This is a genomic window from Niveispirillum irakense DSM 11586 (assembly GCF_000429645.1).
In the GTDB taxonomy this organism is placed as follows: Bacteria; Pseudomonadota; Alphaproteobacteria; order Azospirillales; family Azospirillaceae; genus Niveispirillum; species Niveispirillum irakense.
Genome location: NZ_AUCG01000016.1, coordinates 185130 through 210210, shown reverse-complemented (window position 1 = coordinate 210210; position 25081 = coordinate 185130). Strand labels below are relative to the sequence as shown.

The 25081-nt window shown below is 62.8% G+C and carries 27 protein-coding genes; 16 read left to right on the top strand and 11 right to left on the bottom strand.

Annotated features, from left to right (window positions below; translation table 11 throughout):
* Positions 1-21 precede the first annotated feature (21 nt).
* Together G473_RS0104430 and G473_RS0104425 are read left to right on the top strand one after the other, a co-directional pair.
* Positions 22-1626 (top strand): peptide ABC transporter substrate-binding protein, encoded by a 1605-nt coding sequence (locus G473_RS0104430; RefSeq protein ID WP_154667256.1) that lies wholly within the window; start codon positions 22-24, stop codon positions 1624-1626.
* 133 nt (positions 1627-1759) lie between these two features.
* On the top strand, positions 1760-1966 hold the full coding sequence (locus tag G473_RS0104425) for a hypothetical protein (protein WP_029012110.1): 207 nt from the start codon (positions 1760-1762) through the stop codon (positions 1964-1966).
* 91 nt (positions 1967-2057) lie between these two features.
* Here G473_RS0104425 and G473_RS0104420 read toward each other — a convergent pair whose 3' ends face one another.
* Entirely contained in the window at positions 2058-3044 is a 987-nt protein-coding gene (locus G473_RS0104420; protein WP_029012109.1) for a 2-hydroxyacid dehydrogenase, read from the bottom strand.
* Positions 3045-3283: 239 nt separating this feature from the next.
* Here G473_RS0104420 and G473_RS0104415 point away from each other — a divergent pair, with 239 nt between their 5' ends.
* Positions 3284-3838 carry an SH3 domain-containing protein gene (locus G473_RS0104415; RefSeq protein WP_154667255.1) on the top strand — a complete coding sequence of 185 codons (555 nt, stop codon included), beginning with the start codon at positions 3284-3286 and terminating at the stop codon, positions 3836-3838.
* Positions 3839-3883: 45 nt separating this feature from the next.
* On the top strand, positions 3884-4183 hold the full coding sequence (locus tag G473_RS0104410) for a putative quinol monooxygenase (RefSeq protein ID WP_029012107.1): 300 nt from the start codon (positions 3884-3886) through the stop codon (positions 4181-4183).
* 142 nt (positions 4184-4325) lie between these two features.
* On the opposite strand, the gene G473_RS0104405 is transcribed toward G473_RS0104410, so the two are convergent.
* Together G473_RS0104405 and G473_RS25050 are read right to left on the bottom strand one after the other, a co-directional pair.
* Entirely contained in the window at positions 4326-4748 is a 423-nt protein-coding gene (locus tag G473_RS0104405) for an HRDC domain-containing protein (protein WP_029012106.1), read from the bottom strand.
* Between the two features lie 266 nt (positions 4749-5014).
* Positions 5015-5770, bottom strand: a complete 756-nt coding sequence (locus G473_RS25050; protein ID WP_035705634.1) for a SapC family protein — start codon at positions 5768-5770, stop codon at positions 5015-5017.
* Positions 5771-6071: 301 nt separating this feature from the next.
* Between G473_RS25050 and gcvA the strand changes: the two genes are divergently transcribed.
* Positions 6072-6965 (top strand): transcriptional regulator GcvA, encoded by an 894-nt coding sequence (gene gcvA, locus G473_RS25045; protein WP_035705353.1) that lies wholly within the window; start codon positions 6072-6074, stop codon positions 6963-6965.
* Between the two features lie 170 nt (positions 6966-7135).
* Here the strand turns inward: gcvA and trpB are convergent, their stop codons facing one another.
* Together trpB and G473_RS0104385 are read right to left on the bottom strand one after the other, a co-directional pair.
* Positions 7136-8353, bottom strand: a complete 1218-nt coding sequence (gene trpB, locus G473_RS0104390; protein WP_029012105.1) for a tryptophan synthase subunit beta — start codon at positions 8351-8353, stop codon at positions 7136-7138.
* Between the two features lie 128 nt (positions 8354-8481).
* Positions 8482-9168 (bottom strand): cation efflux transmembrane domain-containing protein, encoded by a 687-nt coding sequence (locus tag G473_RS0104385; protein ID WP_029012104.1) that lies wholly within the window; start codon positions 9166-9168, stop codon positions 8482-8484.
* 77 nt (positions 9169-9245) lie between these two features.
* On the opposite strand from G473_RS0104385, the gene G473_RS0104380 reads away from it, so the two are divergent.
* The 3 genes from G473_RS0104380 to G473_RS0104370 all read left to right on the top strand — a co-directional run bounded on the left by G473_RS0104380 (position 9246) and on the right by G473_RS0104370 (position 10359).
* Entirely contained in the window at positions 9246-9686 is a 441-nt protein-coding gene (locus G473_RS0104380; RefSeq protein WP_029012103.1) for a MerR family transcriptional regulator, read from the top strand.
* A 148-nt stretch (positions 9687-9834) separates the two neighbouring features.
* Positions 9835-10068 (top strand): type II toxin-antitoxin system RelB family antitoxin, encoded by a 234-nt coding sequence (gene relB / locus G473_RS0104375; protein ID WP_029012102.1) that lies wholly within the window; start codon positions 9835-9837, stop codon positions 10066-10068.
* A gap of 3 nt (positions 10069-10071) precedes the next feature.
* The gene (locus G473_RS0104370; protein WP_029012101.1) at positions 10072-10359 is read left to right on the top strand and encodes a type II toxin-antitoxin system RelE family toxin; all 288 of its coding nucleotides are present in this window, start codon (positions 10072-10074) and stop codon (positions 10357-10359) included.
* 87 nt (positions 10360-10446) lie between these two features.
* Here G473_RS0104370 and G473_RS0104365 read toward each other — a convergent pair whose 3' ends face one another.
* Both G473_RS0104365 and G473_RS0104360 read right to left on the bottom strand, forming a co-directional pair.
* The gene (locus G473_RS0104365; protein ID WP_035705351.1) at positions 10447-12051 is read right to left on the bottom strand and encodes a phosphoenolpyruvate carboxykinase; all 1605 of its coding nucleotides are present in this window, start codon (positions 12049-12051) and stop codon (positions 10447-10449) included.
* A 213-nt stretch (positions 12052-12264) separates the two neighbouring features.
* Positions 12265-13023 (bottom strand): HugZ family pyridoxamine 5'-phosphate oxidase, encoded by a 759-nt coding sequence (locus G473_RS0104360; protein ID WP_035705349.1) that lies wholly within the window; start codon positions 13021-13023, stop codon positions 12265-12267.
* Positions 13024-13207: 184 nt separating this feature from the next.
* On the opposite strand from G473_RS0104360, the gene G473_RS0104355 reads away from it, so the two are divergent.
* From G473_RS0104355 to G473_RS0104335, 5 genes are all read left to right on the top strand, one after another.
* Positions 13208-13906, top strand: coding sequence for a response regulator transcription factor (locus tag G473_RS0104355; protein WP_029012098.1), 699 nt, complete (start codon positions 13208-13210; stop codon positions 13904-13906).
* Between the two features lie 104 nt (positions 13907-14010).
* Positions 14011-15846 carry a stimulus-sensing domain-containing protein gene (locus G473_RS0104350; protein ID WP_029012097.1) on the top strand — a complete coding sequence of 612 codons (1836 nt, stop codon included), beginning with the start codon at positions 14011-14013 and terminating at the stop codon, positions 15844-15846.
* A gap of 202 nt (positions 15847-16048) precedes the next feature.
* A complete protein-coding gene (mdh, locus tag G473_RS0104345; RefSeq protein WP_029012096.1) occupies positions 16049-17014 on the top strand; it encodes a malate dehydrogenase in 966 nt (321 codons plus the stop codon).
* 423 nt (positions 17015-17437) lie between these two features.
* A complete protein-coding gene (locus G473_RS0104340) occupies positions 17438-17746 on the top strand; it encodes a hypothetical protein (protein WP_029012095.1) in 309 nt (102 codons plus the stop codon).
* Between the two features lie 336 nt (positions 17747-18082).
* Positions 18083-18442, top strand: a complete 360-nt coding sequence (locus G473_RS0104335) for a hypothetical protein (RefSeq protein WP_029012094.1) — start codon at positions 18083-18085, stop codon at positions 18440-18442.
* Positions 18443-18509: 67 nt separating this feature from the next.
* Here the strand turns inward: G473_RS0104335 and G473_RS0104330 are convergent, their stop codons facing one another.
* From G473_RS0104330 to G473_RS0104320, 3 genes are all read right to left on the bottom strand, one after another.
* Positions 18510-19088, bottom strand: coding sequence for a YceI family protein (locus tag G473_RS0104330; protein WP_245579984.1), 579 nt, complete (start codon positions 19086-19088; stop codon positions 18510-18512).
* 1 nt (position 19089) lies between these two features.
* Positions 19090-19680, bottom strand: a complete 591-nt coding sequence (locus G473_RS0104325) for a cytochrome b (RefSeq protein WP_029012092.1) — start codon at positions 19678-19680, stop codon at positions 19090-19092.
* Positions 19681-19755: 75 nt separating this feature from the next.
* Positions 19756-20370 carry a YceI family protein gene (locus G473_RS0104320; protein ID WP_029012091.1) on the bottom strand — a complete coding sequence of 205 codons (615 nt, stop codon included), beginning with the start codon at positions 20368-20370 and terminating at the stop codon, positions 19756-19758.
* A gap of 407 nt (positions 20371-20777) precedes the next feature.
* Here G473_RS0104320 and sucC point away from each other — a divergent pair, with 407 nt between their 5' ends.
* The 3 genes from sucC to G473_RS0104305 all read left to right on the top strand — a co-directional run bounded on the left by sucC (position 20778) and on the right by G473_RS0104305 (position 24049).
* On the top strand, positions 20778-21974 hold the full coding sequence (gene sucC, locus G473_RS0104315; RefSeq protein ID WP_029012090.1) for an ADP-forming succinate--CoA ligase subunit beta: 1197 nt from the start codon (positions 20778-20780) through the stop codon (positions 21972-21974).
* A 1-nt stretch (position 21975) separates the two neighbouring features.
* Positions 21976-22848 (top strand): succinate--CoA ligase subunit alpha, encoded by an 873-nt coding sequence (gene sucD, locus G473_RS0104310; protein WP_029012089.1) that lies wholly within the window; start codon positions 21976-21978, stop codon positions 22846-22848.
* A gap of 112 nt (positions 22849-22960) precedes the next feature.
* Positions 22961-24049: an ABC transporter substrate-binding protein gene (locus tag G473_RS0104305; RefSeq protein ID WP_029012088.1), complete on the top strand. Its 1089-nt coding sequence runs from the start codon at positions 22961-22963 to the stop codon at positions 24047-24049.
* A gap of 101 nt (positions 24050-24150) precedes the next feature.
* Here G473_RS0104305 and G473_RS0104300 read toward each other — a convergent pair whose 3' ends face one another.
* Positions 24151-25074, bottom strand: a complete 924-nt coding sequence (locus G473_RS0104300; protein ID WP_029012087.1) for a peptidylprolyl isomerase — start codon at positions 25072-25074, stop codon at positions 24151-24153.
* Positions 25075-25081: the final 7 nt, after the last annotated feature.

Below are 25081 nucleotides of genomic sequence, written 5' to 3'. Positions count from 1 at the left end.
CCGATCAAGGGGAGGGCCGGGGTGGCGGCGGTTGGTGTGACGGTGTTTGGCCGGCGGGTTCTGGCCGCGATCCTTCTGGTTCTGTGCATGACGATGCCGGCCTTGTCCGCCGTGCTTCACCGTGGCAATGGCGCGGAGCCGGAAACCCTGGACCCGCATAAATCCACGGGCGAAGCTGAATCCTGGATTCAATATGATCTGTTTGAAGGGTTGGTGACGCTGGATGCTGCCGGCCATCTGGTGCCGGGTGTGGCGCAGCACTGGACCCTTTCGGCAGATGGCCGCACCTACCATTTCGATCTGCGGCCTGAGGCAAAATGGTCGGACGGAACCCCGGTGACGGCGGATGATTTTGTGTTCGCCTGGCGCCGGCTGGTCTCGCCGTCCACCGGGTCCCGTTATGCCTTTTTCCTCTGGCCCGTGCGCAACGGGGAGAAGATCAGCAAGGGGCAGGCGCCGGCGGAGAGCCTGGGCGTACGGGCCCTGTCACCGCACCGGCTGGAGGTGGAGTTGGAAGCGCCCACCGGCTATTTCCTCGCCTCCCTGCAGCATCCGTCCACATTCCCGCTCAGCCACGCCAATGTGAAGGCGCATGGCAATGATTTCATCCGTCCCGGCAAGCTGGTTTCCAACGGGGCTTTCATGCTGGCGGCGGCGGTGCCGCAAAGCCATGTGAAGCTGGTCCGCAACCCGCACTTCCATGCCGCCAATGATGTCAAACTCGATAGCGTCTATTTCCATTCCACGGAAAACCGGGACACCGAACTGAAGCGGTTTCGCGCTGGGGAGCTGGATGTGACCTATGACATTCCGGATGCGCAGATCCCCTGGCTGCGGGAAAATATGCCATCCGAACTGCGTCTGGCCCCGTTCCTGTCCAGTTATTATTACGTGATCAACCTGCGGCGGGAGCCGTGGAAATCCAACCCAGACCTGCGGGCCGCCCTGTCCCTGGCGGTGGATCGCGCCATCATCGCGGAGAAGATCACCCGGGGCGGAGAGATCCCGTCTTATACGGTCACCCCGCCGGGCGTCAGCGATTATACCGCGCCGGAGCCAAAATACGCCGCCTGGACGCAGGCGCAGCGTGATGCCAAGGCACAGGAACTGATCGCCAAGGCCGGTTACGGGCCGGGGGGCAAGCCGCTGGAAGTGGAAATCCTGTTCAACACCAGCGACAACCACCGCAAGGTTGCCATCGCCCTGGAATCCATGTGGCGGGTGAAGCTGGGGGTCCGGGCCCGGCTGGTGAACCGGGAATGGAAAGTGCTGCTGGCCGACCGTGCCGCCGGCAAGTTTGACGATATCGTGCGCGGTGGCTGGATCGGCGATTATGACGATGCCTACAGCTTCCTGTCGCTGTTCCGGTCCGATGTCAGCGGGCAGAACCATGCCGGCTATGCCAATCCCGATTATGACCGGCTGGTGCGTGACGCGGCGGGTGAACCCGATGCGGCGAAGAGGCGGGCTTTGATGCAACAGGCGGAAAGCATGCTGCTGGCCGATCACCCGGTTATCCCGATCTACACCTATGTCAGCAGCCACATGGTTGCGGATAAGGTCCAGGGATGGCAGGACAATATCCGCGACATCCATCTGTCCCGCTATCTATCCATCGGCCCGTGACACGTGATGCTGCATGGCAGATGATCTATACACGCGTATAGATAAGCAATCCTACGGCAAACAATAAAGGTTTTGTTTACGGGTGCCGGTAATACTCCGCAGCAATTCACGAGATTGCCTGCAGGGTGTCACAATGCCTCTCGATAATCGCCTTTACGAACCGCCAAGTCCCGCCAGCCGCGCAGAACCGCGCAAGGCTGCGGATATGGAACAGCTTTACGCCCTGGCGGCCCTGAACTGCTACCGGGATTCGCTGCGCTGTGCCGACCCGGAAGAGGCAGAGAACCTGATTGCCGCCGGTGCCTGGTTCGCCCGTCTGGGGCAGACTGCGGAAGGGTGAGCCCCTTGAACGGGGCTGCTGTTTATTGGTCTCACCTCTCATTATATTTCATATGAAATAAAACAAGTGGCCTTGCATTCGATTTTAATATTTAGAACATAATCTCCAAAACGCGATCGCGTGGAGCGTGGCCGTCAACGAAAGTCTTGATGTTGACGATGACCTTTTCCCCCATGTCCAGCCGACCTTCCATCGTTGCCGATGCCATATGTGGCAGCAGAACGACATTCTCCAGCTTCAGAAGCTTGGGATCTATATTCGGCTCATTCTCGTAAACATCCAGACCAGCGGCACCGATCTCCTTATGCTGGAGCATGCGGGTCAGGGTCGCCTCATCCACCACCTGCCCACGGCTGATATTGACCAGGATGGCGGTGGGCTTCAGCAGGCCCAGGCGGCGGGCATTCAGCAGATGGTATGTCGCCGGGGTGCGCGGGCAGGTGACGGCAACGATATCCATGCGCGCCAGCATCTGGTCCAGGCTTTCCCAATAGGCGGCATCCAGTTCCGTCTCGATCTGGGGATGGACCGGTTTACGGTTATGATAATGGATGGACAGGCCGAAGGCCTTGGCCCGCCGGGCAACGGCCTGACCGATGCGGCCCATGCCGATAATGCCCAGCCTTTTGCCGGCAAGCCGCTGGCCCAGCATCACAGTGGGGGCCCAGCCGGTCCATTGCCCGGATCGCACCAGCCTTTCCCCTTCCGACAGACGCCGTGCCGTGGCCAGGATCAGGGCCATGGTCATATCGGCCGTATCCTCCGTCAGCACGCCGGGCGTGTTGGTGACGGTGATGCCCCGCGCCTTCGCGGCGCGCAGGTCGATATGGTCGACACCATTGCCAAAATTGGCGATCAGGCGCAGTTGCGGTCCGGCCTGGCTGAGCAGCGCCTCATCGATGATGTCGGTCACGGTGGGCACCAGCACGTCGGCCACCTGCATGGCCTCGACCAGCTCCTGCCGGCTCATCGCGTGATCGTCCAGGTTCAGCCTGGTGTTGAACAGCTCCATCATCCGGGTTTCGATGGCGTCCGGCAATTTGCGGGTCACGATGACAAGGGGCTTTTTCCGTTCCATCATGACCGCCGGTCTCCCTGAAGCTGTTCTTGCTGGTATTGCCTTATGGGCAGGTGATAGCAGTATCAAGCCGCAGCGAAGCTTGTCCAGGCATCAGCGTGCCATACCATTGCCCCGTTCCAGGGTAATGGTCAGCAGGCGGGGCCGGCAGCGGTGCTTGACCCGTCCTGTGGCGGTGGGCAAAAAGGACAAGATTGTACTCTATGCTGTCTGTCGCTATTCGGGACCATCAGTTGCGCATGACGAGGTCACATTGGCTGCATCGCCAGAAGGCATGGGCCCGCCGGGCATTGGCAGGATTGGTTCTGGCATGGGCGGGCATGATTGTGCCGGCAACGGCCCAGGAAACCGATCCCCGCTCCGACATGATCGTGCGCAGCGGCCTGCCGATCCCCCGGTTCGTTTCGCTTCGCTCCAACGAGGTTAATCTTCGCGCTGGCCCCGGTCGCGCCTACCCGATCGAGTGGGTCTTCGTGCGGGCCGGCATGCCGGTGGAGATCACGGCTGAATTCGATACCTGGCGGCGCATCCGGGATGTGGAAGGCACCCAGGGCTGGGTGCATCAAAGCATGCTGTCCGGCCATCGCAGCCTTGTGGTGACGCAGGAATTGCGCACCATAAGGGAGCGTCCGACCAGCACGGCCGCCGCCGTCGCCCAGGCCGAGCCCGGCACCATGGGCCGCCTGGTCGCCTGCAAGGGAGATTGGTGCGAAGTGGAAATCCAGGGCTATCACGGCTGGATGGAGCGCACGGATTTTTGGGGTGCCTATCCCAATGAAAAGGTCGATAATTAGGCCCTATTTACGGGAAGCGGCCAGCAACAACACCATGGTTGTCCAATGTTATTGATTATTGGCACTGTCCGGCTGCCCGCGGAAAACCTCCCCGGCGCACGGCCAGTCATGAGGCGCATGGTTGAGGCCAGCCGCGCTGAGGCAGGATGCCTTGAGTATGGTTATGCCGAGGATGTTTTTGATCTTGGCCTCATTCACGTCAAAGAGCTTTGGACGGACCAAGCTGCGCTTGATCGCCATTTTGCCTCTGCACATATCGCTGAATGGCGATCCGCCTGGCCGGCCCTTGGAATTGGGGAACGCAATTTGCGGGTCTATGAGGTCGGTCAATCACGGCCCACATAAACCGACCCTGTAAAAGGTGGAGGCTGGCACGGGTCTCCACCTATCACCCTGACGGGCACCCAGGCAATATGACCCGGTAGGGGAGTATCCCGTTCGGGATTTACTCCCCCCGCAAGGGCTTGCCCTGGTGATGGGCCGCCAATCAGCCGGTCAGGTCTTCCATCGTCTGGCGAACGACGCGGACAATGTCGGCGCCATGTTCGCGGACCGTGCTGCCCACACCGGCGGCATTGGCAATGACCGACAGTTCAATCTCCGTCGTCGGGGCATAGCGGGCAATTTCCACCACGAGAGTGCCCGGCAACACTGTTTCCTTATCCACTTGCAGGTTGCGCGCAATATCGGCGCGCCAGGCGTTCAAGGCCGCCTGGATCGCGGTTTCGATCTGGGCGCTTTCCTCCTTGCTGCGCAGGTCACGGAAATGGACCAGCACACGCCAAGCGCCATCGGCATAGGCGGTGTCGATGCGTTCCACTTCCACCGACCGCAGGAAGCCGGCAACGCGCTGCTCATCCTCCTCGGGGGAGGCGTCGCGGATCGTGAAAGTACGGATTTCGAGATTCATCCTGCCTCACCATTCCTGGCTAGAACGGCCGCCGGGCATATCCCGGCTCACCGACCGATCCAATGGCGGCGGGGTGCCGCCTGCTGCCACTATAGCGCGGCCCTGTTACGCTTACACCTCTCTTCCGTATATGCAGAAGGGATCGAGGCCCGTTGACAGCGTGCAAACGTATGGTTTGTCAAAATGAAACAGCCCCGGCGGGGATACCCGCCGGGGCTGTGCCATGATTCCCTGCCCAGGCAGAGTGCCCGGCAGGATATCCTTTATCAGGCTTCGACTTCCGGGGCGTCCTTGACCAGTTCGATCAGGGACTGCCAGCGGCCCAGCGACACGAAATGGGCATAGACCAGACCGATCCAGTTACGCTTGCGCCATTCCAGGAAAACCTCGTCCGGCAGTTCGTTGAACTTCTTCTCGTCGATGACGCGGAAGCCGGACAGGGACAGGCGCTTGCCGTCCGGGGTCACCACATCAGCGCGCTGCTCCACCAGCAGGTCGCGCTTGGCCAGCTCTTCACAGAAGGCCTGGGTCTGGCGGGCGGAATTGTTGAAGTTGACGCAGTAATTCAGGATCTGCTCACCCTGTTCGGTGCCCTTGCCGTCCTGGAACAGCGGGACATCGTAGGACGGGCCGACCAGACGCTCATCCTCTTCCACGATCAGGACCAGACGCTTGTCTTCCGGCACTTCGACCAGCAGGAAGGGATAGCGCTGCACATAGGCGGGGATCTGATTGCCGGGGCGCCAGGAGCCGTCCGCCTGGACGAACAGGTTCTGGCCGGCGCGCAGACCCAGGAGTGCCATCACACCCGGATTCGGACCGCCGCTGAACACCAGCGGATAGAAGGCCTGAAGCTGCGGCAGTTCTTCCGCCAGGACCGGGACGGCATGCACATTGGCGGCATATTCGAAGGTGCGCTTTTCCTTCACCTTCCAATCGGCGTGGCGCTGCGCGCTGACCGGCACCGGATTGGAATAGAACAGGGGCATCTGGGGCGCGTCGGCATTGGCGACGTCGGTCATCTTGGCGTATCCCGGCAATGTTGACATGCGGGCGGTGGCCGCCCGTGACATTTAAGTCGCTTTCAACTGCCGGAAACGGGGGCCGCCTGTCAATGCCGGTGGCGGGCTTTTGCCACGGAGAATTGACAGGAAAGCAGGCTGAACAACTGTGCGAAGCGCCAGGATAGGCTGCTGATCGGGCTTTGAGCCTGTCTCATGATCGTCTCCCTCATTTTCTGGAACGGATCATGCGCCGGCCCGGCCTTGATCGTCGAATACCGGTTGGGTACAGTCGATGTAACAAAAAGTTACGGCAGCCCTGATGCGTCATCTTCCCAACCTGACGGCCCTGCGTGCCTTTGAAGCGGCGGCCCGGCATGAAAGCCTGACCCGTGCGGCGGAGGAGTTGAATGTCGCCCATCCGGCCCTGTCCCGTCAGGTGCGGGAATTGGAGGCGTGGCTGGGCTGCGCCCTGTTCCACCGGCATAATCGCGGCCTGACCCTGACCGATGCGGGCCGCGCCTATCGCGACGCGGCGACACGCGCCTTTGATATGATCGACGGGGCCACGGCCCTGCTGCGCCCGCCAACGGTGGAACAGGGCCAGCGCAACCTGCTGCTGTCGGTGGAGCCATCTTTTGCCCAGCGCTGGCTGGTGCCGCGCCTGGGCCGATTCCGCACAGCCCACCCCGCCATCAATGTCATTGTCGATGCCACGCGCACGGCGGCGGATTTCCGCCGCGGTGGCGCCGATCTGGGCATCCGTTATGGCAGCGGCCCCTGGCCGGGACTGGAGGGGCGGAGGCTGGCGGAGGTGGAGAATTTCCCCGTCTGCGCGCCGGGCCTGACGCCCTTGCCGGAAAGCCCGGCCGATCTGCTGGATGCTGATCTGCTGCTGGAGGAGATGGATCTGCCCTGGAGGGCCTGGTTTGCCGCCGTGGGGATTACGTTGACCCGTCCGCTGCGCGGCACCCGTTTCTTTGATGCCAGCCACGCCATGGATGTGGCCGTGGCGGGGCAGGGGGTGGCGCTGGGGGATATGATCCTGTCACGCGATGATCTGGCGGCAGGCCGGCTGATCCGGCCCTTCCCGCAGAGTGCGATTTACGAATCCTATAATCTTGTGGCCCCGCCCGCCCATTTCCGCCGCCCGGCCGTAAAAGCCTTTTGTGAGTGGGTGATGGCGGAAATGGCGGATTTCCAGGCCGGGCTGTAATACCAGCGGCACGAAATCATGACCGATGGTCACGCTTTCGTGCCCCTCAATCGCCGGCGCCAGCATCCGCTGGCTTGGCTACGCCGCACGAGCGGCGCGACGGCGGTCGCCGCCGTACCAACGGTCATAAATTATGACCGTTGGTATAAGAAGCCCGGCCTGGGGTAGGATCACATCTCCACGCCCAGTTCCTTGGCGACGGTGAAGATATCCTTGTCGCCACGACCGCAGAGATTCATCACCAGCAGCGTGTCCTTCGACAGGGTGGGCGCGATGCGGGCGACGGCGGCCAGGGCGTGGCTGGGCTCCAGCGCCGGCAGGATGCCTTCGGTGCGGGCGCAGAGCTGGAAGGCATCCAGCGCCTCCCGGTCAGTGGCGCTGACATACTCTACCCGGCCCACCTCATGCAGCCAGGCATGTTCCGGGCCGATGCCCGGATAATCCAGCCCGGCAGAGATGGAATGGCCTTCGATGATCTGGCCATCATCATCCTGCAAAAGATAGGTCCGGTTACCATGCAGCACGCCGGGACGGCCGCCGGCCAGGCTGGCGGCATGGCCGGTCTTGGTTTCCAGCCCATGGCCGCCGGCTTCCACCGCCACCATCTTCACCGTCGGCTCGTCCAGGAAATCATGGAACAGGCCGATGGCATTGGAGCCGCCGCCGATGCAGGCGACCAGCATGTCGGGCAGGCGGCCTTCGGCTTCCATCATCTGGGCGCGGGTTTCCTGGCCGATAATGGCCTGGAAGTCGCGCACCATGGCCGGGTAGGGGTGGGGGCCGGCGGCGGTGCCGATGATGTAGAACGTGTCTTCCACATTCGTCACCCAGTCGCGCAGCGCGTCGTTCATCGCGTCCTTCAGGGTGCCGGCACCGCTGGTGACAGGCTTCACCTCCGCGCCCAGCAGCTTCATGCGGAACACGTTGGGCGCCTGACGGGAAATGTCGGTCGCGCCCATATAGATGGTGCAGGGCAGGCCCATCAGGGCGCAGACCGTGGCCGTGGCCACGCCATGCTGGCCGGCGCCGGTCTCCGCGATGATCCGGGTCTTGCCCATGCGCTTGGCCAGCAGGATCTGGCCCATGCAATTGTTGATCTTGTGCGCGCCGGTATGGTTCAGCTCGTCACGCTTGAAGTAGATCTTGGCCCCGCCCAGTTCCTCGGTCAGCCGCTGCGCGTAATAAAGCGGGCTGGGCCGGCCGACATAATGGGTCAGGTACTGGCGCAATTCGGCATGAAAGGCGGGGTCCGCCTTGGCATCCGTGTAGGCCTTTTCGACCTCCAGGATCAGCGGCATCAGCGTTTCGGCGACGAAACGGCCGCCGAAAATGCCGAAATGGCCATGGTCGTCGGGACCGTTGCGATAGCTGTTCAGAGGCGCGTTCATGGGGCGGACCGATGACAGGGACAAGAAGTCTGGAACCTAGACCGCCCGCGCCACATTTCCAAGCCCGCGCGCACCCTTATAACGGAATGGCGCGGTGGCATTTACGGAGGGGTCTTTTATTACCCGGGTCAGTGGTGATGCCTCGGAGGGTGATCATGGTCATGTCCGTGCCCATGCCCATGCCCATGAGGCCGGCCCTGAACTTCCCCGGTGCGTATCTCGTGCAGTGACTGCCGGCTGATCTGCCAGGCGGCGCTGATGGCCAGCCAGGCCATGATCAAGGCCACGGCGATATCCGGCCAGCCGGTCTGCGTACCAAAGACACCCAGGGCCGCCAGCATCACCGCGATATTGCCCAGCGCATCATTGCGGGAGCAGAGCCAGACGCTGCGCATATTGGCGTCCCCCTCCCGCCACGCATACAGCATGATGGCCGTGCCGACATTGGCGGCCAGGGCCAGGGCGCCAACCCAGCCCATTGTCTCTGCTTCCGGTATGCGACCGGAGAGCGCGTTGAGGAGTGACTGCACGGCGACGAACAGGCCGATGGCGCCCATCGACAGGCCTTTGAACAAGGCGGCACCCGATCGCACCCGCAGGGCCGCGCCCAGCACGAACAGGCTGATCCCGTAATTGGTCGCATCGGAGAAGAAATCGGCCGCATCGGCTTTCAGGGCGACAGAGCCTGATTGCAGGCCAGCCATCATTTCCAAGGCGAACATGCCGCCATTGATCAGCAAGGCCGCCCACAGCACGCGGCGATAGGCCGGGCTGGCAGGTCCATTGGTGGGGGTGGGGCAGCAGGAAGCGGACATGAGATTTGTCCTTGTCAGGGGGAAAGCTGCCCTGAAAGATGGACCCTGTAGCCACTACAGGGTCAAGGGGATTGGGGATGAAGGGCGATTACCGGATCGGCGATCTGGCCCGCGCCACCGACATGGCTGTGGAGACGGTCCGTTATTATGAACGCATCGGATTGCTGCCAGAGCCGCCGCGCACGACGGGCAATTACCGGCTTTATGGCGATGGGCATCTGCATCGGCTGCGCTTCATCCGCCGGGCGCGGGCGCTGGGCTTCCACCTGGATGTGATCCGCGACCTGCTGGGCATGGTGGACCGCCCGGACCAGCCCTGTGCCAGCATCGACCAACTGGCCCGCGCCCAGATGGCCGAAGTGGATGCCAAGATCGCCGACCTGACCCGTCTGCGCGCCGAACTGGCCCATGTCGCCAACCAATGCCATGGCGGCACGGTGCGGGAGTGCCGGATTGTGGAGGCGTTGAGCGGTGGAGAGGGGGAGAGTTTGCCGGCGGCTGCTTCAACAGGGGCGTAAGTTTGACCTCTCCTGAAACCCCATAAGCAAATAGGTCGAACTTTCTGGGAAAGGAGCTTTGTCCAGGGCGCCCCAGAATCCGCGGTTTCGTGTGGCGACAAGGGGCAGGTTGCGATACATGTATCTCATTTGCCGGGAGGGTCTTATCATGCCTGTCAGCATCCGCTTGGAAGAGGATATTGAGCGTCGCCTTGATGGTTTGGCCAAGGCCACAGGGCGGACCAAGGCTTTCTATATTCGCCAAGCCATCACTGAATATTTGCAGGATATGGAAGACGCTTACCTGGCCAAGGCGGAACTTGAGGCTGTGCAGGCCGGACGCAGCGAGACCACCTCCCTGGATGATCTGCTGCACCGATATGACCTGCCGGTGTCCGGCTGATCCATGGCCTGGGAGATCATCTTTTCAGCAGCGGCAGAAAAGGCGCTGGGCAAACTATCGGTTCAAGAGGCGCGTCGCATTCTGGCATTCCTGGACCAGCGGGTGCGACCGCTTGAAGATCCGCGGGCCATAGGTGAGGCGCTACGCGGCACGCTTGCCGGGTTCTGGAAATATCGTGTCGGGGATTACCGGATCATCGCCCATATCGAGGATGGCAAGCTGCGCATTCTGGTGCTGACCATCGGGAACCGACGGGAGGTTTATAAAAGGGGTGTGAACCTCACCCCCTGAAAAACAAACGGGCCGGAGGATCGCTCCCCCGGCCCGCCGGTTGCCTCCCCGGTCTTGGAGGCGCCAGAACAGGTGATGCCTGGATTGTTACGCGGCGGTACGGATACCGGCGCACACAACCTTCTCGTCCACCTGATCCTGGAATTGGGTGAAATTGGCCTCAAAACGCCGGGCCACCTCATGGGCGGTGGCGTCGAAGGCGGATTTGTCGGACCAGCTATTGCGCGGCACCAGCACATCCGCCGGCACCCCGGCACAGCCTTCCGGCACGGCCAGCCCGAAATTCGGCTCCGGAATATGGCGCACGCCGGCCAACTCGCCCGACAGGGCGGCATTCACCAGCGCGCGGGTATGGGCAATCTTCATGCGGCTGCCGGTGCCATAGGCGCCACCGGTCCAGCCAGTATTGACCAGCCAGCAGCGGGCGCCATGGGCCTGGATCTTCTCGCCCAGCAGCTTGGCATAGACGGTGGGATGGCGCGGCATGAAGGGGGCGCCGAAGCAGGTGCTGAAGGTTGCCTGCGGCTCCGTCACGCCCTTTTCCGTGCCGGCGACGCGCGCGGTGTACCCGGACAGGAAATGGTACATGGCCTGATCGGCGGTCAGTTGCGCGATTGGCGGCAGCACGCCGAACGCATCCGCCGTCAGCATGATGATGTTCAGCGGCTGGCCGCCGCGCCCGGTGGCGCTGGCATTGGGGATGAAGTCGATCGGGTAGGAGGCGCGGGTATTTTCCGTCAGGCGCGCGTCATCCAGGTCGAGCGCGCGGGTGCCCTCGTCCATCACGACATTTTCCAGCACCGTGCCGAAGCGGCGGGTCGTCTCGTAAATCTCCGGCTCGGCCTCGGCCGACAGGCGGATCACCTTGGCATAGCAGCCGCCTTCGAAATTGAAGACGCCATTATCCGACCAGCCATGCTCGTCATCGCCGATCAGGGTGCGGCTGGCATCGGCTGACAGCGTGGTCTTGCCGGTGCCGGACAGGCCGAAGAAGATCGCCGTGTCGCCGCCCGGCCCGATATTGGCCGAACAATGCATGGGCAACACGCCCTGGGCCGGCAGCATGAAATTCAGCACGGAGAAGATCGACTTCTTGATCTCCCCGGCATAGGAGGTGCCGCCGATCAGCACCAGCTTCTTCTTGAAATTGATGACGACGAACACGTCCGAGCGGGTGCCGTCGCGTTCCGGCACGGCGCGGAAATCCGGGACCTGCAGCACCGTGAAGCCCGGCTCAAACTGGGCGCGGTCGGCCAGCGATGGGCGGATGAACATGTTCTGGGCGAACAGATTGTGCCAGGCATGCTGGGTCACGATGCGCACGGGCAGGCGATAGGCGGCATCGGCCCCGGCCCACAGATCCTGCACGAACACGTCCCGACCCTGGAGATAGGCCGTCATCCGCGCATGCAGCCGGTCGAAAGCCTCTTCGGTGAAAGGCTTGTTCGGCCCCCACCAGATATCGGCTTCGGTCGTTTCCTCCCGCACGGTGAACTTATCATTGGGGGAGCGGCCGGTATGCTGGCCGGTGATGGCGACCAGCGCACCATCCTTGGACAGCTTCGCCTCGCTGCGGCGCAGCGCCTGCTCATAGAGCGCGCCGGCGCTCAGATTCCAATGGGCGGCCTTCAGATTGGCCAGACCCAGATAGTCCAGGCCGAAACCGCTGATGACGGGACCGGTCGTTTCCACGCGCGCGCACTCCCCTTGTGAACCGGCGCCGGGGGCCCCTTGTTTTGTCGTTGGGGACTGTTACCGGCGGGGTTATGTAACGAGTTTTGTACCCTTACCGTTCTATCGTGCGCGCTGCAATAGGGCCTTTTGCCCCAGTCCCGCATGGGAGGGAAGCAAATGGAAAGGGTGTTGGGCGGTACCGGCTTGGCGGCAAATGGCAGGCTGCTGCCCTTACTGCCGCGCCCGTTTCACCAGCCGTACCAGTTCCGCCCGTGCCTGATCGGCGTTGCGGACCTTGGTGGCAAAGGGCAGGCGGGCGGCCTGGGGGCCGTCGCGCAGGTCGCACCCGTCAGGGTCGATCCCGGTCATGCGCCAGTCACCCGCCGGCAGGTCCAGCAGGCGGGTGGCGTACAGTGCCAGCGCGTCGGCATGGTCGGCATTCATGTGGGCGACAATATCCTCTTCCGCTGGGGCCAGTTCCAGCCAGTCGGCGGGGGGCAGGTGAAGCTGGTCGGCGCCCATGGCGCGGATGCGGCCGAAGCCCGCCACCATATGGCCGCGTTCCACATCCACCCGCCACAGGCCGAAGTCAGCGAATCCGATATAGGCGGCGGCGGAGGGGTGGCGGGCCAGGAACCGGCCGATGCGCCGCGTGTCATCATCCCGCCGCGCACGGCCCTGGATGGACAGGCGTGGCCCGGTCAGCCGGTCAGGGTGGCCGGCAGTGCCATCGAACAGCAGGCCGCAGCGGGGATCGGCCTCCAGGTTCAAGGTGTGTTCCGCCAGGCGTGATATCAACAGCAGGGGCGTGGCATCCAGATCGAACCCGACCAGCACCAGCGATGGGCTGGGCCAGCCGCCAATGCCGGCACCGGTTTCCCGCTGGCTGGTCGCCAGGGTGGCCTGGATGCTGGCCCGCATCAGGGTGCGCGCGGTGGCGCCGGGATCTTCGACAGGGGGCTCTGCCCCTTCCACCTGGTCTATCACCATTTTCCTGCCGATCCCTTTTCTTGGTTGCGGCTCATTTTCACGCCGTATTCGTGCCATATTGAAAGTGAAGCTGTGACCTTGGCAAAGGGGCGGCAAGGGGTAAGACAAAGGGATAGTGATCCTTTGTCCCGCTCCAGGCATAATATAGCGCCTTTGCAGTACGATTCCGTTGGAGAACAAGACGGTGGCCCAAACAATCGCGCTGGTCGATGACGACCGCAATATCCTGACTTCGGTCTCCATCGCGCTGGAGGCGGAAGGATACGAGGTCCGCACCTATAGCGACGGTGACGAGGCCCTGCGCGGCATCACTTCCCGCCCGGTGGATATGGCGGTGCTGGATATCAAGATGCCGCGCATGGACGGGCTGGAACTGTTGCAGCGCCTGCGCCAGACTACCCAGATGCCCATCATCTTCCTGACCTCCAAGGATGATGAGACGGATGAGCTGCAGGGTCTGCGCATGGGCGCGGATGATTACATCAAGAAGCCCTTCAGCCAGCGCCTGCTGATTGAGCGCATCAAGACCCTGCTGCGCCGGACCGAACTGGCCCAGGGCAAGGGGGCGACACCTGATCCGGGCCAGACCCTGGTGCGCGGCGAACTGGTGCTGGATGGCGCCCGCCATCTCTGCACCTGGAAGGGCAAGGAGATTGACCTGACGGTGACGGAATTCCTGCTGGTCAAGGCGCTGGCCATCCGTCCCGGCCATGTGAAGAACCGGGACCAGTTGATGGATGCCGCCTATGGCGAGCATATCTATGTCGATGACCGCACCATCGACAGCCACATCAAGCGCCTGCGCAAGAAGTTCAAGGCTGTGGATGACGATTTCCAGCAGATCGAAACCCTGTATGGCGTGGGCTATAAGTACAAGGAATGAGCAGGAAAGCGGGTATGCGGGAGGCGTGTAGCGGTGTTATCAGCGTTACCCATTTTAGCCGGTAGTGTCGGCAATATCGTTACCGGTTCCAGGGGGCGCGGCCCATGAATATGGATTTACGGGCCCGGCGGCCGTTGACAGCGGCTAAGCCGGGCGCCGGGGATGGCAAGGCTGTCCCCCCGCCCCCCGCTGCCCCGCCCGATAAGCCGGCCAGTATCAAGCCGGTGAAGGAGAAGGCGCAGACGGAAAAGGCGGAAATCTCCCGTCGCCGCCGCGTGCGCCATCTCTCGCCGCTGACCCTGCGCGTCCTGGCCGTCAATGTGCTGGCCCTGGCCATCCTGCTGGGCGGCTTGCTCTATCTCTCCACCTATCAGCAATGGCTGATCGACAAGGAACTGGCGGCGCTGACAACGGAGGCGCGGATTTTCGCCGGTGCCCTGGGCGAAGGCGCCATGCAGCCCGCCGTGGACGAGTTTAATGAACCAACCAACCAGCTCTCGAATGAACTGGCCCGCCAGATGGTGCGCCGTCTGGTGGAGACGACCGACACCCGTACCCGCCTGTTCGCCCCTTCCGGCGATCTGATCGCCGACAGCCGCGTGCTGGGCGGGCCGAAAAGCATGGTCCAGATCGAGGAACTGCCGCCGCTGCGCAATGGCAACCGGCTGACCGAGATCGGCATCGAGCTTTACGATTATATCGTCAATGCTGTCCCGGAACGGGAGCATCTGCCGGCATATCCGGGGGAGCAGGACCAGAGTGCGGAAAATTATCCCGATGTCCAGCGGGCGCTGGGCGGGGAAATTGGCCGCAATGTCTGGCGCGTGGGCCGGCCGGACGGGCGCAGCGACATGCTGTTGACCGTGGCGGTGCCGGTGCAGCGCTATAAGAAGGTGCTGGGGGCCGTCTATATCTCGCGCGGAGGGGCGCAGGTGGACCGGGCGGTCCGGGAATTCCGCATGGATATCATGCGGCTGTTCGCCATCACGCTGGGCGTCACGGTGCTGCTGTCGCTCTATCTGGCCGGCACCATCGCCCGCCCGATCCGCCGGCTGGCCCAAGCCGCGGATGAGGTGCGGCACGGCCATGGGCGTGAGGTGGTGATCCCCGACTTCTCCCGCCGGCATGATGAGGTGGGTGATCTTTCCGTCTCGTTGCGGGAAATGACCTCGGCCATCTGGAACCGGATGGACGCGATTGAGCGGTTTGCCGCTGATGTGGCGCACGAGATCAAGAATCCGCTCACCTCCATGCGCAGCGCGGTGGAGACGGTGCAGCGGGTGAAGACGGATGAGCAGCGCCAGCGCCTGCTGGCCATCATCCAGCATGATGTGCAGCGGCTGGACCGGCTGATCTCCGACATTTCCAATGCCAGCCGTCTGGATGCCGAACTGTCGCGCGCCCGGGCGGAACCGGCGGATATCGGCCAGACCCTGACCATGCTGGCCAATATCCACGATGCCACGCTGGGCAATGCCGATGCGCTGCGCGAAGCGGCGGCTGAAGCTGGTGGCGAGGTGGCAGACCTTCCCGCCCCGGTGCGGGTGGAAGTGAACCTGCCAAAGGATGGCAAGGGGCTGGTCGTGCCCGGCCTGGAAGGGCGGCTGACCCAGGTGTTCCAGAACCTGCTGTCCAACGCCCTGTCCTTCTCCCCGCCTGGCGGTGTCGTCTGCTTCACCGCCAGGGCCCTGCCCGACCGGGTGGAAGTGACCTGCGAGGATCAGGGCCCTGGCATCCCGGAAGCCAAGCTGGACGCGATCTTCGACCGCTTCTACAGCGAACGGCCCAAGAGCGAGGCGTTCGGCAAACATTCCGGCCTGGGCCTGTCGATTTCCAAACAGATCATCGACGCGCATCAGGGGCGGATTTTTGCCGGCAATCTGAAAAATCCGGATGGCACGGTGCGCGGCGCCGTCTTCACGGTGGTGCTGCCCCGATAGGGAAGAGGGACGCATGGTTGGGATGCAAAAGGCGCTGGCCTGCTTCCCCCGACCCTCGACCCTTGTCGGCTTGCCCGGCCCCGCATTTCGGGCTAAGCCAGCGCCGCAGGGAGAAATACGGTCCGTGCAACTTCTGAAAAACGGCGCCGGCCTCCCACAGATGCATGTTTCCTGATCCGACCCAAATCGAAGGAAAAGACCCATGGCACGCAAGAAGATCGCTCTGATCGGCGCCGGCCAGATCGGCGGCACGCTGGCTCTGCTGGCCGGCCAGAAGGAACTGGGCGATATCGTCCTGCTCGACATTCCCGACTTTGCGGGCGTTGCCAAGGGCAAGGCGCTGGACATTGCCGAACTGTCGCCGGTCGCTGGTTTTGACGCCGGTTACTCGGGCACGTCCGACTATGCCGACATCGCTGGCGCCGACGTGGTGATCATCACCGCCGGCGTGCCGCGCAAGCCGGGCATGAGCCGTGACGATCTGGTTGGCATCAACGCCAAGGTCATCAAGCACGTTGCCGCCGGCGTGAAGCAGCACGCCCCGAACGCCTTCGTCATCGTCATCACCAACCCGCTGGACGCCATGGTCGGCCTGTTCCAGGAAGTCTCCGGCCTGCCGGCGGAGAAGGTGGTCGGCATGGCTGGCGTGCTGGACAGCGCCCGCTTCCGCTGGTTCCTGGCTGAAGAATTCGGCGTGTCGGTCGAAGACGTCACCGCCTTCGTGCTGGGCGGCCATGGCGACACGATGGTGCCGTCGGTCCGTTACTCCACCGTTGCCGGCATTCCGCTGCCGGATCTGGTGAAGATGGGCTGGACCAGCCAGGAAAAGCTGGACCAGATCGTGCAGCGTACCCGCGACGGCGGTGCGGAGATCGTGGGCCTGCTGAAGACCGGCTCCGCTTTCTATGCCCCGGCCGCTTCCGCCATCGCCATGGCCGAAAGCTTCCTGAAGGACAAGAAGCGCGTTCTGCCGGTGGCCGCCAAGCTGACCGGTCAGTATGGCGTTGATGGTCTTTATATCGGCGTGCCGACCATCATCGGCGCCAAGGGCGTGGAAAAGATCATCGAGATCGACCTGTCCGCCGAAGAGAAGGCCAATTTCGACAAGTCCGTCGATGCGGTGAAGGTTCTGGTCGATGTGACCAAGAAGGTCTCCGCCGAGGGCTGATAAGCCACGGTTTTCCAACCCGTATAAGGTTGGGATAAGCAAACCCCGCATCGGTTCGCCGGTGCGGGGTTTTGTTTTTTGGCGGGGTGGGGCGCTTTTCGTTAAGCTTGTTAACCAATCCGAAAGGGGTGGCGCATATCCTTTCGACAGACGCAGTGGGGGAAAGATATCTTGCATTTTAGATAATGCACATGCTGCATAGCAGAATGCGATGTATCGGGAATTGACGATCTGTCTGGGAAAAAGTATTTCCTCTCTCGCGCGTCGGGTTGACTAGGACGATATAACTGAAGATGTCTGGCTGTATGCGGTAACGCAATCAGTATTCAATCTTCGGTCTTGGTTATTCTTGGTCTCCGCAGGCTGGACGCTTCGACATTATTATCGACAATCTTCCCTGATCTACCGAGGATCTCCCCCGCGATGAAAAAGTTTGCCTTCATTGTTTCCGCTGCTCTCCTGACCCTTTCCGCTGGTAGCGCTTTCGCTGCCGAGTGCGAGCAGGGCACCCCGCCGACCCTGCCGGATGGCGCCACCGCTTCGGAAGCCGAGATGGGCGCTGCCCAGAAGGCCGTGAAGGCCTACATCACCGTTACCCAGGAATTTCAGGCCTGCCTGGAAGCCTCCGGCAAGGTGGACCCCGCTGCTTACAACAAGTCGACCGAGCTGATGGAAAAGCTGGCTTCCGACTACAATAAGCAGCTCAAGACCTTCAAGTCCCGCAACGGCTGATTTTCAGCGTTGCAGGCCGGCCGGCTCTGTCCGGTTACGGTCCCGGTTATCAAGGAAGACCCCGCGCCGCCTGTTCGGTGCGGGGTTTTCTTTTGTCCGTCTGGTGGACGGCGGCAGAGTTTTAATTTTTGGTAAGGATGTGATCAGGGATTGACGTTGCTGCGCTGCACAAATACCCTTCACCCTTATGTAGAGGAAAGGTGGCCGGCTGCTTCGTTTGACCAACCATATCCGCTGACCTGACGCCTTCTGGCTGTTCAGATGCAGGAGATTAGAACCTGATGGCTTTGCCATCGGCTATTCATCCTGCGCGGATAAAGAGAGGGAGAGGGGCAGATGCAGAAGGCAAAACGCACCGGTTCCGTCACGCCGGCTTCAGCCGTGGCGACGGTCGCTTTACTCCTTACCGTTACGTTCCTGGTCAATGTGCCGGCCGCCATGGCTGCCTGCGACATTGGCGATCCGCCCGGCCTGCCGGATGGTGGCAGTGCCAGCGAGGCTGATATGGCTGTCGCCGCGAAGAGTGTGAAAGCCTATATCGTCGCCACGGAAGAATATCAGGCCTGCCTGACGGCTGAGGGCAAGGTCCGTGGCCGCGTTGATGCTGAATCTTACAATAAATCGACAGAACGAATGGAAAAGCTGGCTGCCGATTTCAATAAACGGCTGAAGGCATTCAAATCCAAGAACGGGTAGCTTGTTCAAAAAAATACCGGCGGCATGGGCGTGCCGCCGGTATTTTATTTCCGTCCAAGAAATTTTCTCAGTTCTTGGGCGTGGCTTTCAGGTCGAAAGTGACATCGACATTCAGCGCTACCCACTGGCCTGTGGCCCATTGGCCCTGGCCGACGCCGAAATCGCTCCGCACCAGCGTCACCTTGCCCTGGGCGCGGGTGGCATTGCCGTCCGGCTTCAGGGTGAAGGGCAAGGTCAGCGGCTTGGTCACATCCCGCAGGGTCAGCGTGCCGACCGCTTCATAAGCGTCATCGCCGGTGCGGCGGAAGCTGGTGGCCTCGAACTTGGCTTGGGCGAAGGATTTGACGGCGAACCAGTCGGTTTCCGGCATGGCGCCGTCGCGCTGGGCATCGCCCGTGCGTGCGCTGGCCATGTCGATCAGCACCGTGACCTTGCCGCCCTGCTCGGGCTTGGCGGGGTCGAAATCGATATCGGCGCTGAATTTCTCGAACCGGCCTTTGAAGGGCTGGCCCAACTGGGTGCCGGTGAAGCCAAGCGTGGAGGCCGCGGGATCGACCTGCCAAGTCGCGGCGCTCGCCGGCAGCGCAAGGAGAGTGGCCGGCAGGAGAGCCAGGGACAGCAGACCCGGACGCAACATCTTCATCATATCAGTCCTTTGCCTTTGCCGCGATCCAGCGCGGCAGCATGCTGCGCACCACATGGTCGCGCAGGATCAGGGAATGGCGCAGTGCGGCTCCGACATGGAGGACCAGCAGCGCCAGCAGGGTCCAGCCGGCCAGGACATGGGCCTGCTCCGTCCAGTCATTCAGCATCTGCCGCGTCGCCATCTCCGCCGGGGCCGGCAGGTGGGGGATCAGGAACAGGCCGAACCAACTGGTCGGCAGGTTCAAGGGCGAGACGGAAACCAGCAGCCATCCTGACAAAGGCAGGCCCAGCAGCAGCAGGTAGAAGCCCAGATGCGCCAGCCGGGCGCCCGTCTTCTCCCAATGCGGCATTGCGGCGGGCAGGGCAGGGGGGCGATGGGTGAAGCGCCAGAGAATACGGATCAACGTCAGCGCCAGCACGGTGATGCCCAGCGCCTTGTGCCATTGATACAGATTGAAGGCGGTCATGCCCGGTTCCATCCGGGTCATGGCGATGCCGCTTGCCAGCATCAACAGGATAGCGGCCGCCGTCAGCCAATGCAGTGCCATTGCAACCCCGCCATAGCGCGGATCGCGTTCAACCGTGCCTTCCATGGCCCCGGTCTCCTACATGTGCTTGGGATAAGGGCAAGTGGGGGCGCCGCCTGATGGCCGGCGCCCCGGCTACTCTTACTTCTTGAGCTGCAGTTCCGAACCGATGCGCAGGGTCACCTCGTCGCCCACGGCGGGGACATAGGCGCTGACGCCGAAATCGGAGCGCTTGATCGTGGTCGTGGCATCGAAGCCGACGCTGTAGACCTTGTTGATGAAGTTCGGGCCGGCCTGGTTGAAGGTGACATCCAGGGTCACCGGCTTGGTCACGCCCTTCAGGGTCAGGTCACCGGTGACCTTGGCCTTGTTCTTGCCCGCCGGCTCCACCTTCGTGCTCTTGAAGGTGGCCTTGGGGAACTTGGCGGCGTCAAAGAAATCCGGGGCCAGCAGATGCTCGTTCAGGGCCGGCAGATCGGTGGAAATGGCGGTCACATCCACGGTCACGTTCAGCACCGACTTGGCCGGGTCAGCCGCGTTCAGCACCAGCGTCCCTTCCGCTTTGGGGAAGGCGCCGTAATAGGTGGAATAGCCCAGGTGATTGATGGCGAAGATCACCTTGGTGTGGGTCGGCTCAATCTCATAGGTGCCGGACTGGACCTTGGCCGGGTCCTGCGTCACGTCCTGGGCCAGGGACTGGCCGGCATTCAGCAGCAGGGCCGTGCCGAGAAGGGCGGCAGCAAGGGTGCGGTTCATGATGGGTGCCTTTCGGGTGAAAGAATGCGGTGGGTGATACGTGGGGCGCATTATTTATCCAGTCGGCTATTTCCGCCAGATGGGATAAGTGGGAATAACTATCCCACGATACGCAACAATCCGGGTCGATCACCGGCAGGGTAGTGGACCCGCTACCATTACATGGCACCCTTGCGCCTTGTGCGATGCCATAGACGCAAGGGCCGTTGCGCTTGAAACAACGGCAAATCCGGGCTTTTTGCTGTGCCGCACCGCCGGTACGGTCGGTTGATGGGGGGACCTTTGGATGGTTGATCCCGCTTGGCATAGTGCTAAAGTGCCGCCCGCGTGGGGACGGCCCCTGCGCGCGGTCCGTGGACATCCGTCGCGGCCGGCCCGTCTCCCATCCAGAGCAAGACGGCTGACCAATGAATATTCATGAGTACCAGGCGAAGAGCCTGTTGAAGAAATACGGTGTCGCGGTTCCGCGCGGCGGCGTTGCCTATACGCCCGACGAAGCGGCCAAGGTCGCTGAGGAGCTGGGCGGCCCCGTCTGGGTGGTGAAGTCGCAGATCCACGCAGGTGGTCGCGGCGCCGGTCGTTTCCAGAACGACCCGAACGGCAAGGGCGGTGTGCGCGTCGTCAAGAGCGTCGAAGACGTGAAGACCAATGCAGCCGCCATGCTGAACCAGGTGCTGGTCACCAAGCAGACCGGCGAAAGCGGCAAGGAAGTCACCCGCCTCTATATCGAGGAAGGTGCCGACATCAAGCGCGAGCTGTATCTGTCGATGCTGCTGGACCGCGCCTCGTCCCGGGTCACCATCGTCGCCTCCACTGAAGGCGGCATGGAGATCGAGGACGTGGCCCACAGCCACCCGGAAAAGATCACCAAGGTTGCCATCGACCCGGTGCAGGGCCTGCAGGGCTATCACGCCCGCAAGGTTGCCTTCGCCCTGGGCCTGGAAGGCAAGCAGGTCAATGCCGCCGCCAAGTTCATGGCCGCCATGTACAAGGCGTTCGTGGACATGGACATGAGCATGGTGGAGATCAACCCGCTGGTCGTGACCGGCGCGGGTGAGGTCATCGCGCTCGATGCCAAGGTGAACTTCGACGATAACGCACTCTACCGTCATCCGGACGTGGAAGAGCTGCGCGATCCGACCGAAGAAGAAGCCTCGGAAACGGAAGCCACCAAGCACGGCCTGAACTATGTGAAGCTGGATGGCAACATCGGCTGCATGGTGAACGGCGCTGGCTTGGCCATGGCCACCATGGACATCATCAAGCTGTATGGCGGTGAGCCGGCGAACTTCCTGGACGTTGGCGGCGGCGCCACCAAGGAGCGCGTCACGACGGCTTTCAAGCTGATCCTGTCCGACCCGAATGTCGAAGGCATCCTGGTCAACATCTTCGGCGGCATCATGCGCTGCGACGTGATTGCGGATGGCGTCGTTGCCGCCGCCCGCGAAGTCAGCTTGCATGTTCCGCTGGTTGTTCGTCTGGAAGGCACGAACGTCGATCTCGGCAAGAAGATCATGGCCGAATCCGGCCTGCCGATCCTGTCGGCCGATAACCTGGCCGACGCCGCCGAGAAGATCGTCAAGGCCGTGAAGGAGGCCGCGTAACATGGCCGTTCTCGTCAATAAAGACACCAAGGTCATCTGCCAGGGCTTTACCGGCGCGCAGGGGACTTTCCATTCCGAACAGGCCATCGCCTATGGCACCAAGATGGTCGGCGGCGTGACCCCCGGTAAGGGCGGTTCCAAGCATCTGGACCTGCCGGTGTTTGACACCGTGGCCGATGCCGTGTCGAAGACCGGCGCCAATGCCTCGGTCATCTATGTGCCGCCGCCGTTCGCCGCTGACGCCATCCTGGAGGCCATTGATGCCGAACTGCCGCTGGTGGTCTGCATCACCGAAGGCATTCCGGTGCTGGACATGGTGCGCGTGAAGCGCGCCCTGGCCAACAGCGCGACCCGTCTGGTCGGTCCGAACTGCCCGGGCGTCATCACCCCGGACGAGTGCAAGATCGGCATCATGCCGGGCCACATCCATCGCCGTGGCAAGATCGGCATCGTGTCGCGTTCCGGCACGCTGACCTATGAAGCCGTGGCGCAGACGACGGCGGCTGGCCTGGGCCAGACCACCTGCATCGGCATCGGCGGTGACCCGGTCAACGGCACCAACTTTGTCGACGCGCTGGAGATGTTCGCCAAGGACCCGGAAACCGAAGGCATCATCATGATCGGTGAGATCGGTGGTGACGCTGAGGTGATGGGTGCGGAATACATCAAGGCTTCCGGCCTGAAGAAGCCGGTCGTCGGCTTCATCGCCGGTCGCACCGCCCCGCCGGGCCGCCGCATGGGCCATGCTGGTGCCGTGATCTCCGGCGGTAACGACACCGCCGAGTTCAAGGTGGAAGCGATGCGCGCCGCCGGTATCCATGTGTCCGAAAGCCCGGCCAGCCTGGGCTCGACCATGGTGAAGGCGCTGGGCTAAGCCCACAACCGGACAGTCGTGAGAAAGGCCGCCGGGGCAACCCGGCGGCCTTTCTTATTGGCTTGCGGTATGTATTGTAAATGAACCGTTTCTCACCGGAAGGAAGAGGCCGATGCACCATTCTTCCATCCATCGCCGCCACCTCATCGCGGCCGCCGGCGGCTTCGCGTCTCTGGTGCTGACACCCTCGCTATGGGCGAAGACGGCACCGCTGCGGGTGGAATGTGTTGTGCCCGGCCGCCGGCGTGATGAGTTCTGGCAGATGGCCACCCAGGCGATGGAGAGCGCCGCCAGGACCTTCGGGATTGACCTGACGCTCTCCTGGGGGGAACGGGATCGCGCGGCGATCCTGGTGATGGGCGCGGTGGCTGCCGCCCGGCGGCCCGACTATATGATCGTCGTGAACGAATATCGCACCGCCTTGCCGATCATGGAGATGGCGGGATCACATCAGGTGCCGACGATCCTGGGATTTGCGGGTTTCACGCCGGAGGATGAGGCGGTCAAGGCGGCGCGGCCAGAGATGGCCAGCAGTATGATCGGTGACGTTCTGGTCGATAATCATGTCGCCGGAACCGCCATGGCCAGCCATCTGATCACGGCCATCCGGGAGCAGGGCCTGAACCGTAATGGCCGTATCCAGCTTCTGGCCGTTGGCGCCCCGGCGGCGACACGGACTGCGGCCGACCGGCTGGCCGGATTGATCGAGCTGGCTGAGCAGGATGGCGCCGTTGATGTGACGGACAAGGCCTATTTGAACTGGAGCCGCGATGCGGCGTTCCGGTGGGTGTCCGCCCTGCTGCGCCGCCATCCCCAGGTCAGCGGCATCTGGTGCGCGAATGATGATATGGCGCTCGGTGCGGTCGATGCAGCCATTGCGGAAGGGCGGCGGCCGGGCGTGGATGTGCTGATTGTCGGGATGAACTGGCAGCGGGAGAGCCTGGCCCGGATCGAGAAGGGGGAATTGCTGGCATCGGCCGGCGGCCATTTCCTGGCGGGGGCGTTCACATTGGCCAGCTTGCGCCAATGGCACGATGCCGGGGCTTCCGGCACCTTTTCCAAGATCCTGATCCCCAGCTTGCTGAACCGGTCCCGCCTGGCCACCTATCAACGGCACTTCGCGAATGGGAGCTGGGCGGCGTTTGACTTCCGTCGGCTGCTGGTGACGGGGGACGCCCTGATGGTTGAACGGCTGATATAGGTCTGGCCCAGCCGCGGGCGGGTGGCGATCTTTACCCAATCCCGATGAGGAGAACTCACCGGAACAGCGCATGAGGCCTCCCGCCCTTTGCTGCCTTTGTGTCAGCCCTGCTTTGCCCTTACCGGCGGCATGGCGTTGCACAGGTCGATATGGCCGGCGGCACGGATGAAGAAATCATCCTGACGGAAGCGGCGGGCGTCCAGCCAGCGCTGATATGTGGGGCTTTGGCCTGACAAAACCTCGATCTTCTCCCGTTCTGCTTCCGGAACGTCCGCTGCCAGCCGGACCTGTTGGACGGGAACCCGCTGTTCCACCTTTTCATAGAAACCCAGCGGGCCGGTGCCGCGCGGCAGGGCCGTCAGATGATCCATGCCGGACAGGACGCGCCCTACCAGGGTGATCACCCGGTCCAGGGCGCGGGGGCTGTGGCCGATGACGGTGTAAAGCTCCGCCCCGCTGCCGCTATCCAGTGGCATGCCCCGACCAACCCCGACAATGCCATAGCAATGGGCCATCCAGGCTTCCCCGGTTTTCGCATCGCGCGCGGCGGGGAAAATGTCGGAGATGCCGACCTCTGCCGCATAGGCGTCCGGGTCGGGCAGGCGGGTGAAGGGCAGGGATTTGGCACCGCCGCGCACGGTGAATTCCGGTGCCAGTTTCTCCAGCGCCGTCTTCATTGGCTTGGGCGTTTCTTCCGGCTGGCCCCATTGGGTGACATAATTATCCTGCACCCGGACGATGAAGGTGCCGTCATACCAATGTTCGCGCGCCAGCTTGCGCATATTGTCGACATGGATGGGTGCGAAGCCGGGCGCCAGCTCGATCACCACCCGCCCGGCGGGCAGGTCGAGATAAAGCGTGTTCTCCGGCACCGGCTGGCGCCAGTCAGCCGGCGGTGAACTGTCCAGCACCTCTTTCGACGTGGGGCGCTTGGCCGGCTGTGCCGATGCGGTTACAGGGGCCGGGACGGCGATGGCCAAAAGGGCAAGCGCGGTCAGGGCGCTGCGCAGGGCGGGCAAGGGCATGGATCAG

Excerpts from the sequence above, each read along its gene's own strand:
- G473_RS0104360 (WP_035705349.1), bottom strand. The coding sequence starts at position 13,023 with ATGGTGATAGACCAGGTGGAAGGGGCAGAGCCCCCTGTCGAAGATCCC.
- G473_RS0104330 (WP_245579984.1), bottom strand. The coding sequence starts at position 19,088 with ATGATGAAGATGTTGCGTCCGGGTCTGCTGTCCCTGGCTCTCCTGCCG.
- gcvA (WP_035705353.1), top strand. The coding sequence starts at position 6,072 with ATGCGTCATCTTCCCAACCTGACGGCCCTGCGTGCCTTTGAAGCGGCG.
- G473_RS0104415 (WP_154667255.1), top strand. The coding sequence starts at position 3,284 with ATGACGAGGTCACATTGGCTGCATCGCCAGAAGGCATGGGCCCGCCGG.
- relB (WP_029012102.1), top strand. The coding sequence starts at position 9,835 with ATGCCTGTCAGCATCCGCTTGGAAGAGGATATTGAGCGTCGCCTTGAT.
- G473_RS0104380 (WP_029012103.1), top strand. The coding sequence starts at position 9,246 with ATGAAGGGCGATTACCGGATCGGCGATCTGGCCCGCGCCACCGACATG.
- G473_RS0104370 (WP_029012101.1), top strand. The coding sequence starts at position 10,072 with ATGGCCTGGGAGATCATCTTTTCAGCAGCGGCAGAAAAGGCGCTGGGC.
- G473_RS0104410 (WP_029012107.1), top strand. The coding sequence starts at position 3,884 with ATGTTATTGATTATTGGCACTGTCCGGCTGCCCGCGGAAAACCTCCCC.
- sucD (WP_029012089.1), top strand. The coding sequence starts at position 21,976 with ATGGCCGTTCTCGTCAATAAAGACACCAAGGTCATCTGCCAGGGCTTT.
- G473_RS0104305 (WP_029012088.1), top strand. The coding sequence starts at position 22,961 with ATGCACCATTCTTCCATCCATCGCCGCCACCTCATCGCGGCCGCCGGC.
- mdh (WP_029012096.1), top strand. The coding sequence starts at position 16,049 with ATGGCACGCAAGAAGATCGCTCTGATCGGCGCCGGCCAGATCGGCGGC.
- G473_RS0104385 (WP_029012104.1), bottom strand. The coding sequence starts at position 9,168 with ATGTCCGCTTCCTGCTGCCCCACCCCCACCAATGGACCTGCCAGCCCG.
- G473_RS0104320 (WP_029012091.1), bottom strand. The coding sequence starts at position 20,370 with ATGAACCGCACCCTTGCTGCCGCCCTTCTCGGCACGGCCCTGCTGCTG.
- trpB (WP_029012105.1), bottom strand. The coding sequence starts at position 8,353 with ATGAACGCGCCTCTGAACAGCTATCGCAACGGTCCCGACGACCATGGC.
- G473_RS0104325 (WP_029012092.1), bottom strand. The coding sequence starts at position 19,680 with ATGGAAGGCACGGTTGAACGCGATCCGCGCTATGGCGGGGTTGCAATG.
- G473_RS0104420 (WP_029012109.1), bottom strand. The coding sequence starts at position 3,044 with ATGGAACGGAAAAAGCCCCTTGTCATCGTGACCCGCAAATTGCCGGAC.
- G473_RS0104335 (WP_029012094.1), top strand. The coding sequence starts at position 18,083 with ATGCAGAAGGCAAAACGCACCGGTTCCGTCACGCCGGCTTCAGCCGTG.
- G473_RS0104425 (WP_029012110.1), top strand. The coding sequence starts at position 1,760 with ATGCCTCTCGATAATCGCCTTTACGAACCGCCAAGTCCCGCCAGCCGC.
- G473_RS25050 (WP_035705634.1), bottom strand. The coding sequence starts at position 5,770 with ATGACCGACGTCGCCAATGCCGACGCGCCCCAGATGCCCCTGTTCTAT.
- sucC (WP_029012090.1), top strand. The coding sequence starts at position 20,778 with ATGAATATTCATGAGTACCAGGCGAAGAGCCTGTTGAAGAAATACGGT.
- G473_RS0104300 (WP_029012087.1), bottom strand. The coding sequence starts at position 25,074 with ATGCCCTTGCCCGCCCTGCGCAGCGCCCTGACCGCGCTTGCCCTTTTG.
- G473_RS0104405 (WP_029012106.1), bottom strand. The coding sequence starts at position 4,748 with ATGAATCTCGAAATCCGTACTTTCACGATCCGCGACGCCTCCCCCGAG.
- G473_RS0104350 (WP_029012097.1), top strand. The coding sequence starts at position 14,011 with ATGAATATGGATTTACGGGCCCGGCGGCCGTTGACAGCGGCTAAGCCG.
- G473_RS0104340 (WP_029012095.1), top strand. The coding sequence starts at position 17,438 with ATGAAAAAGTTTGCCTTCATTGTTTCCGCTGCTCTCCTGACCCTTTCC.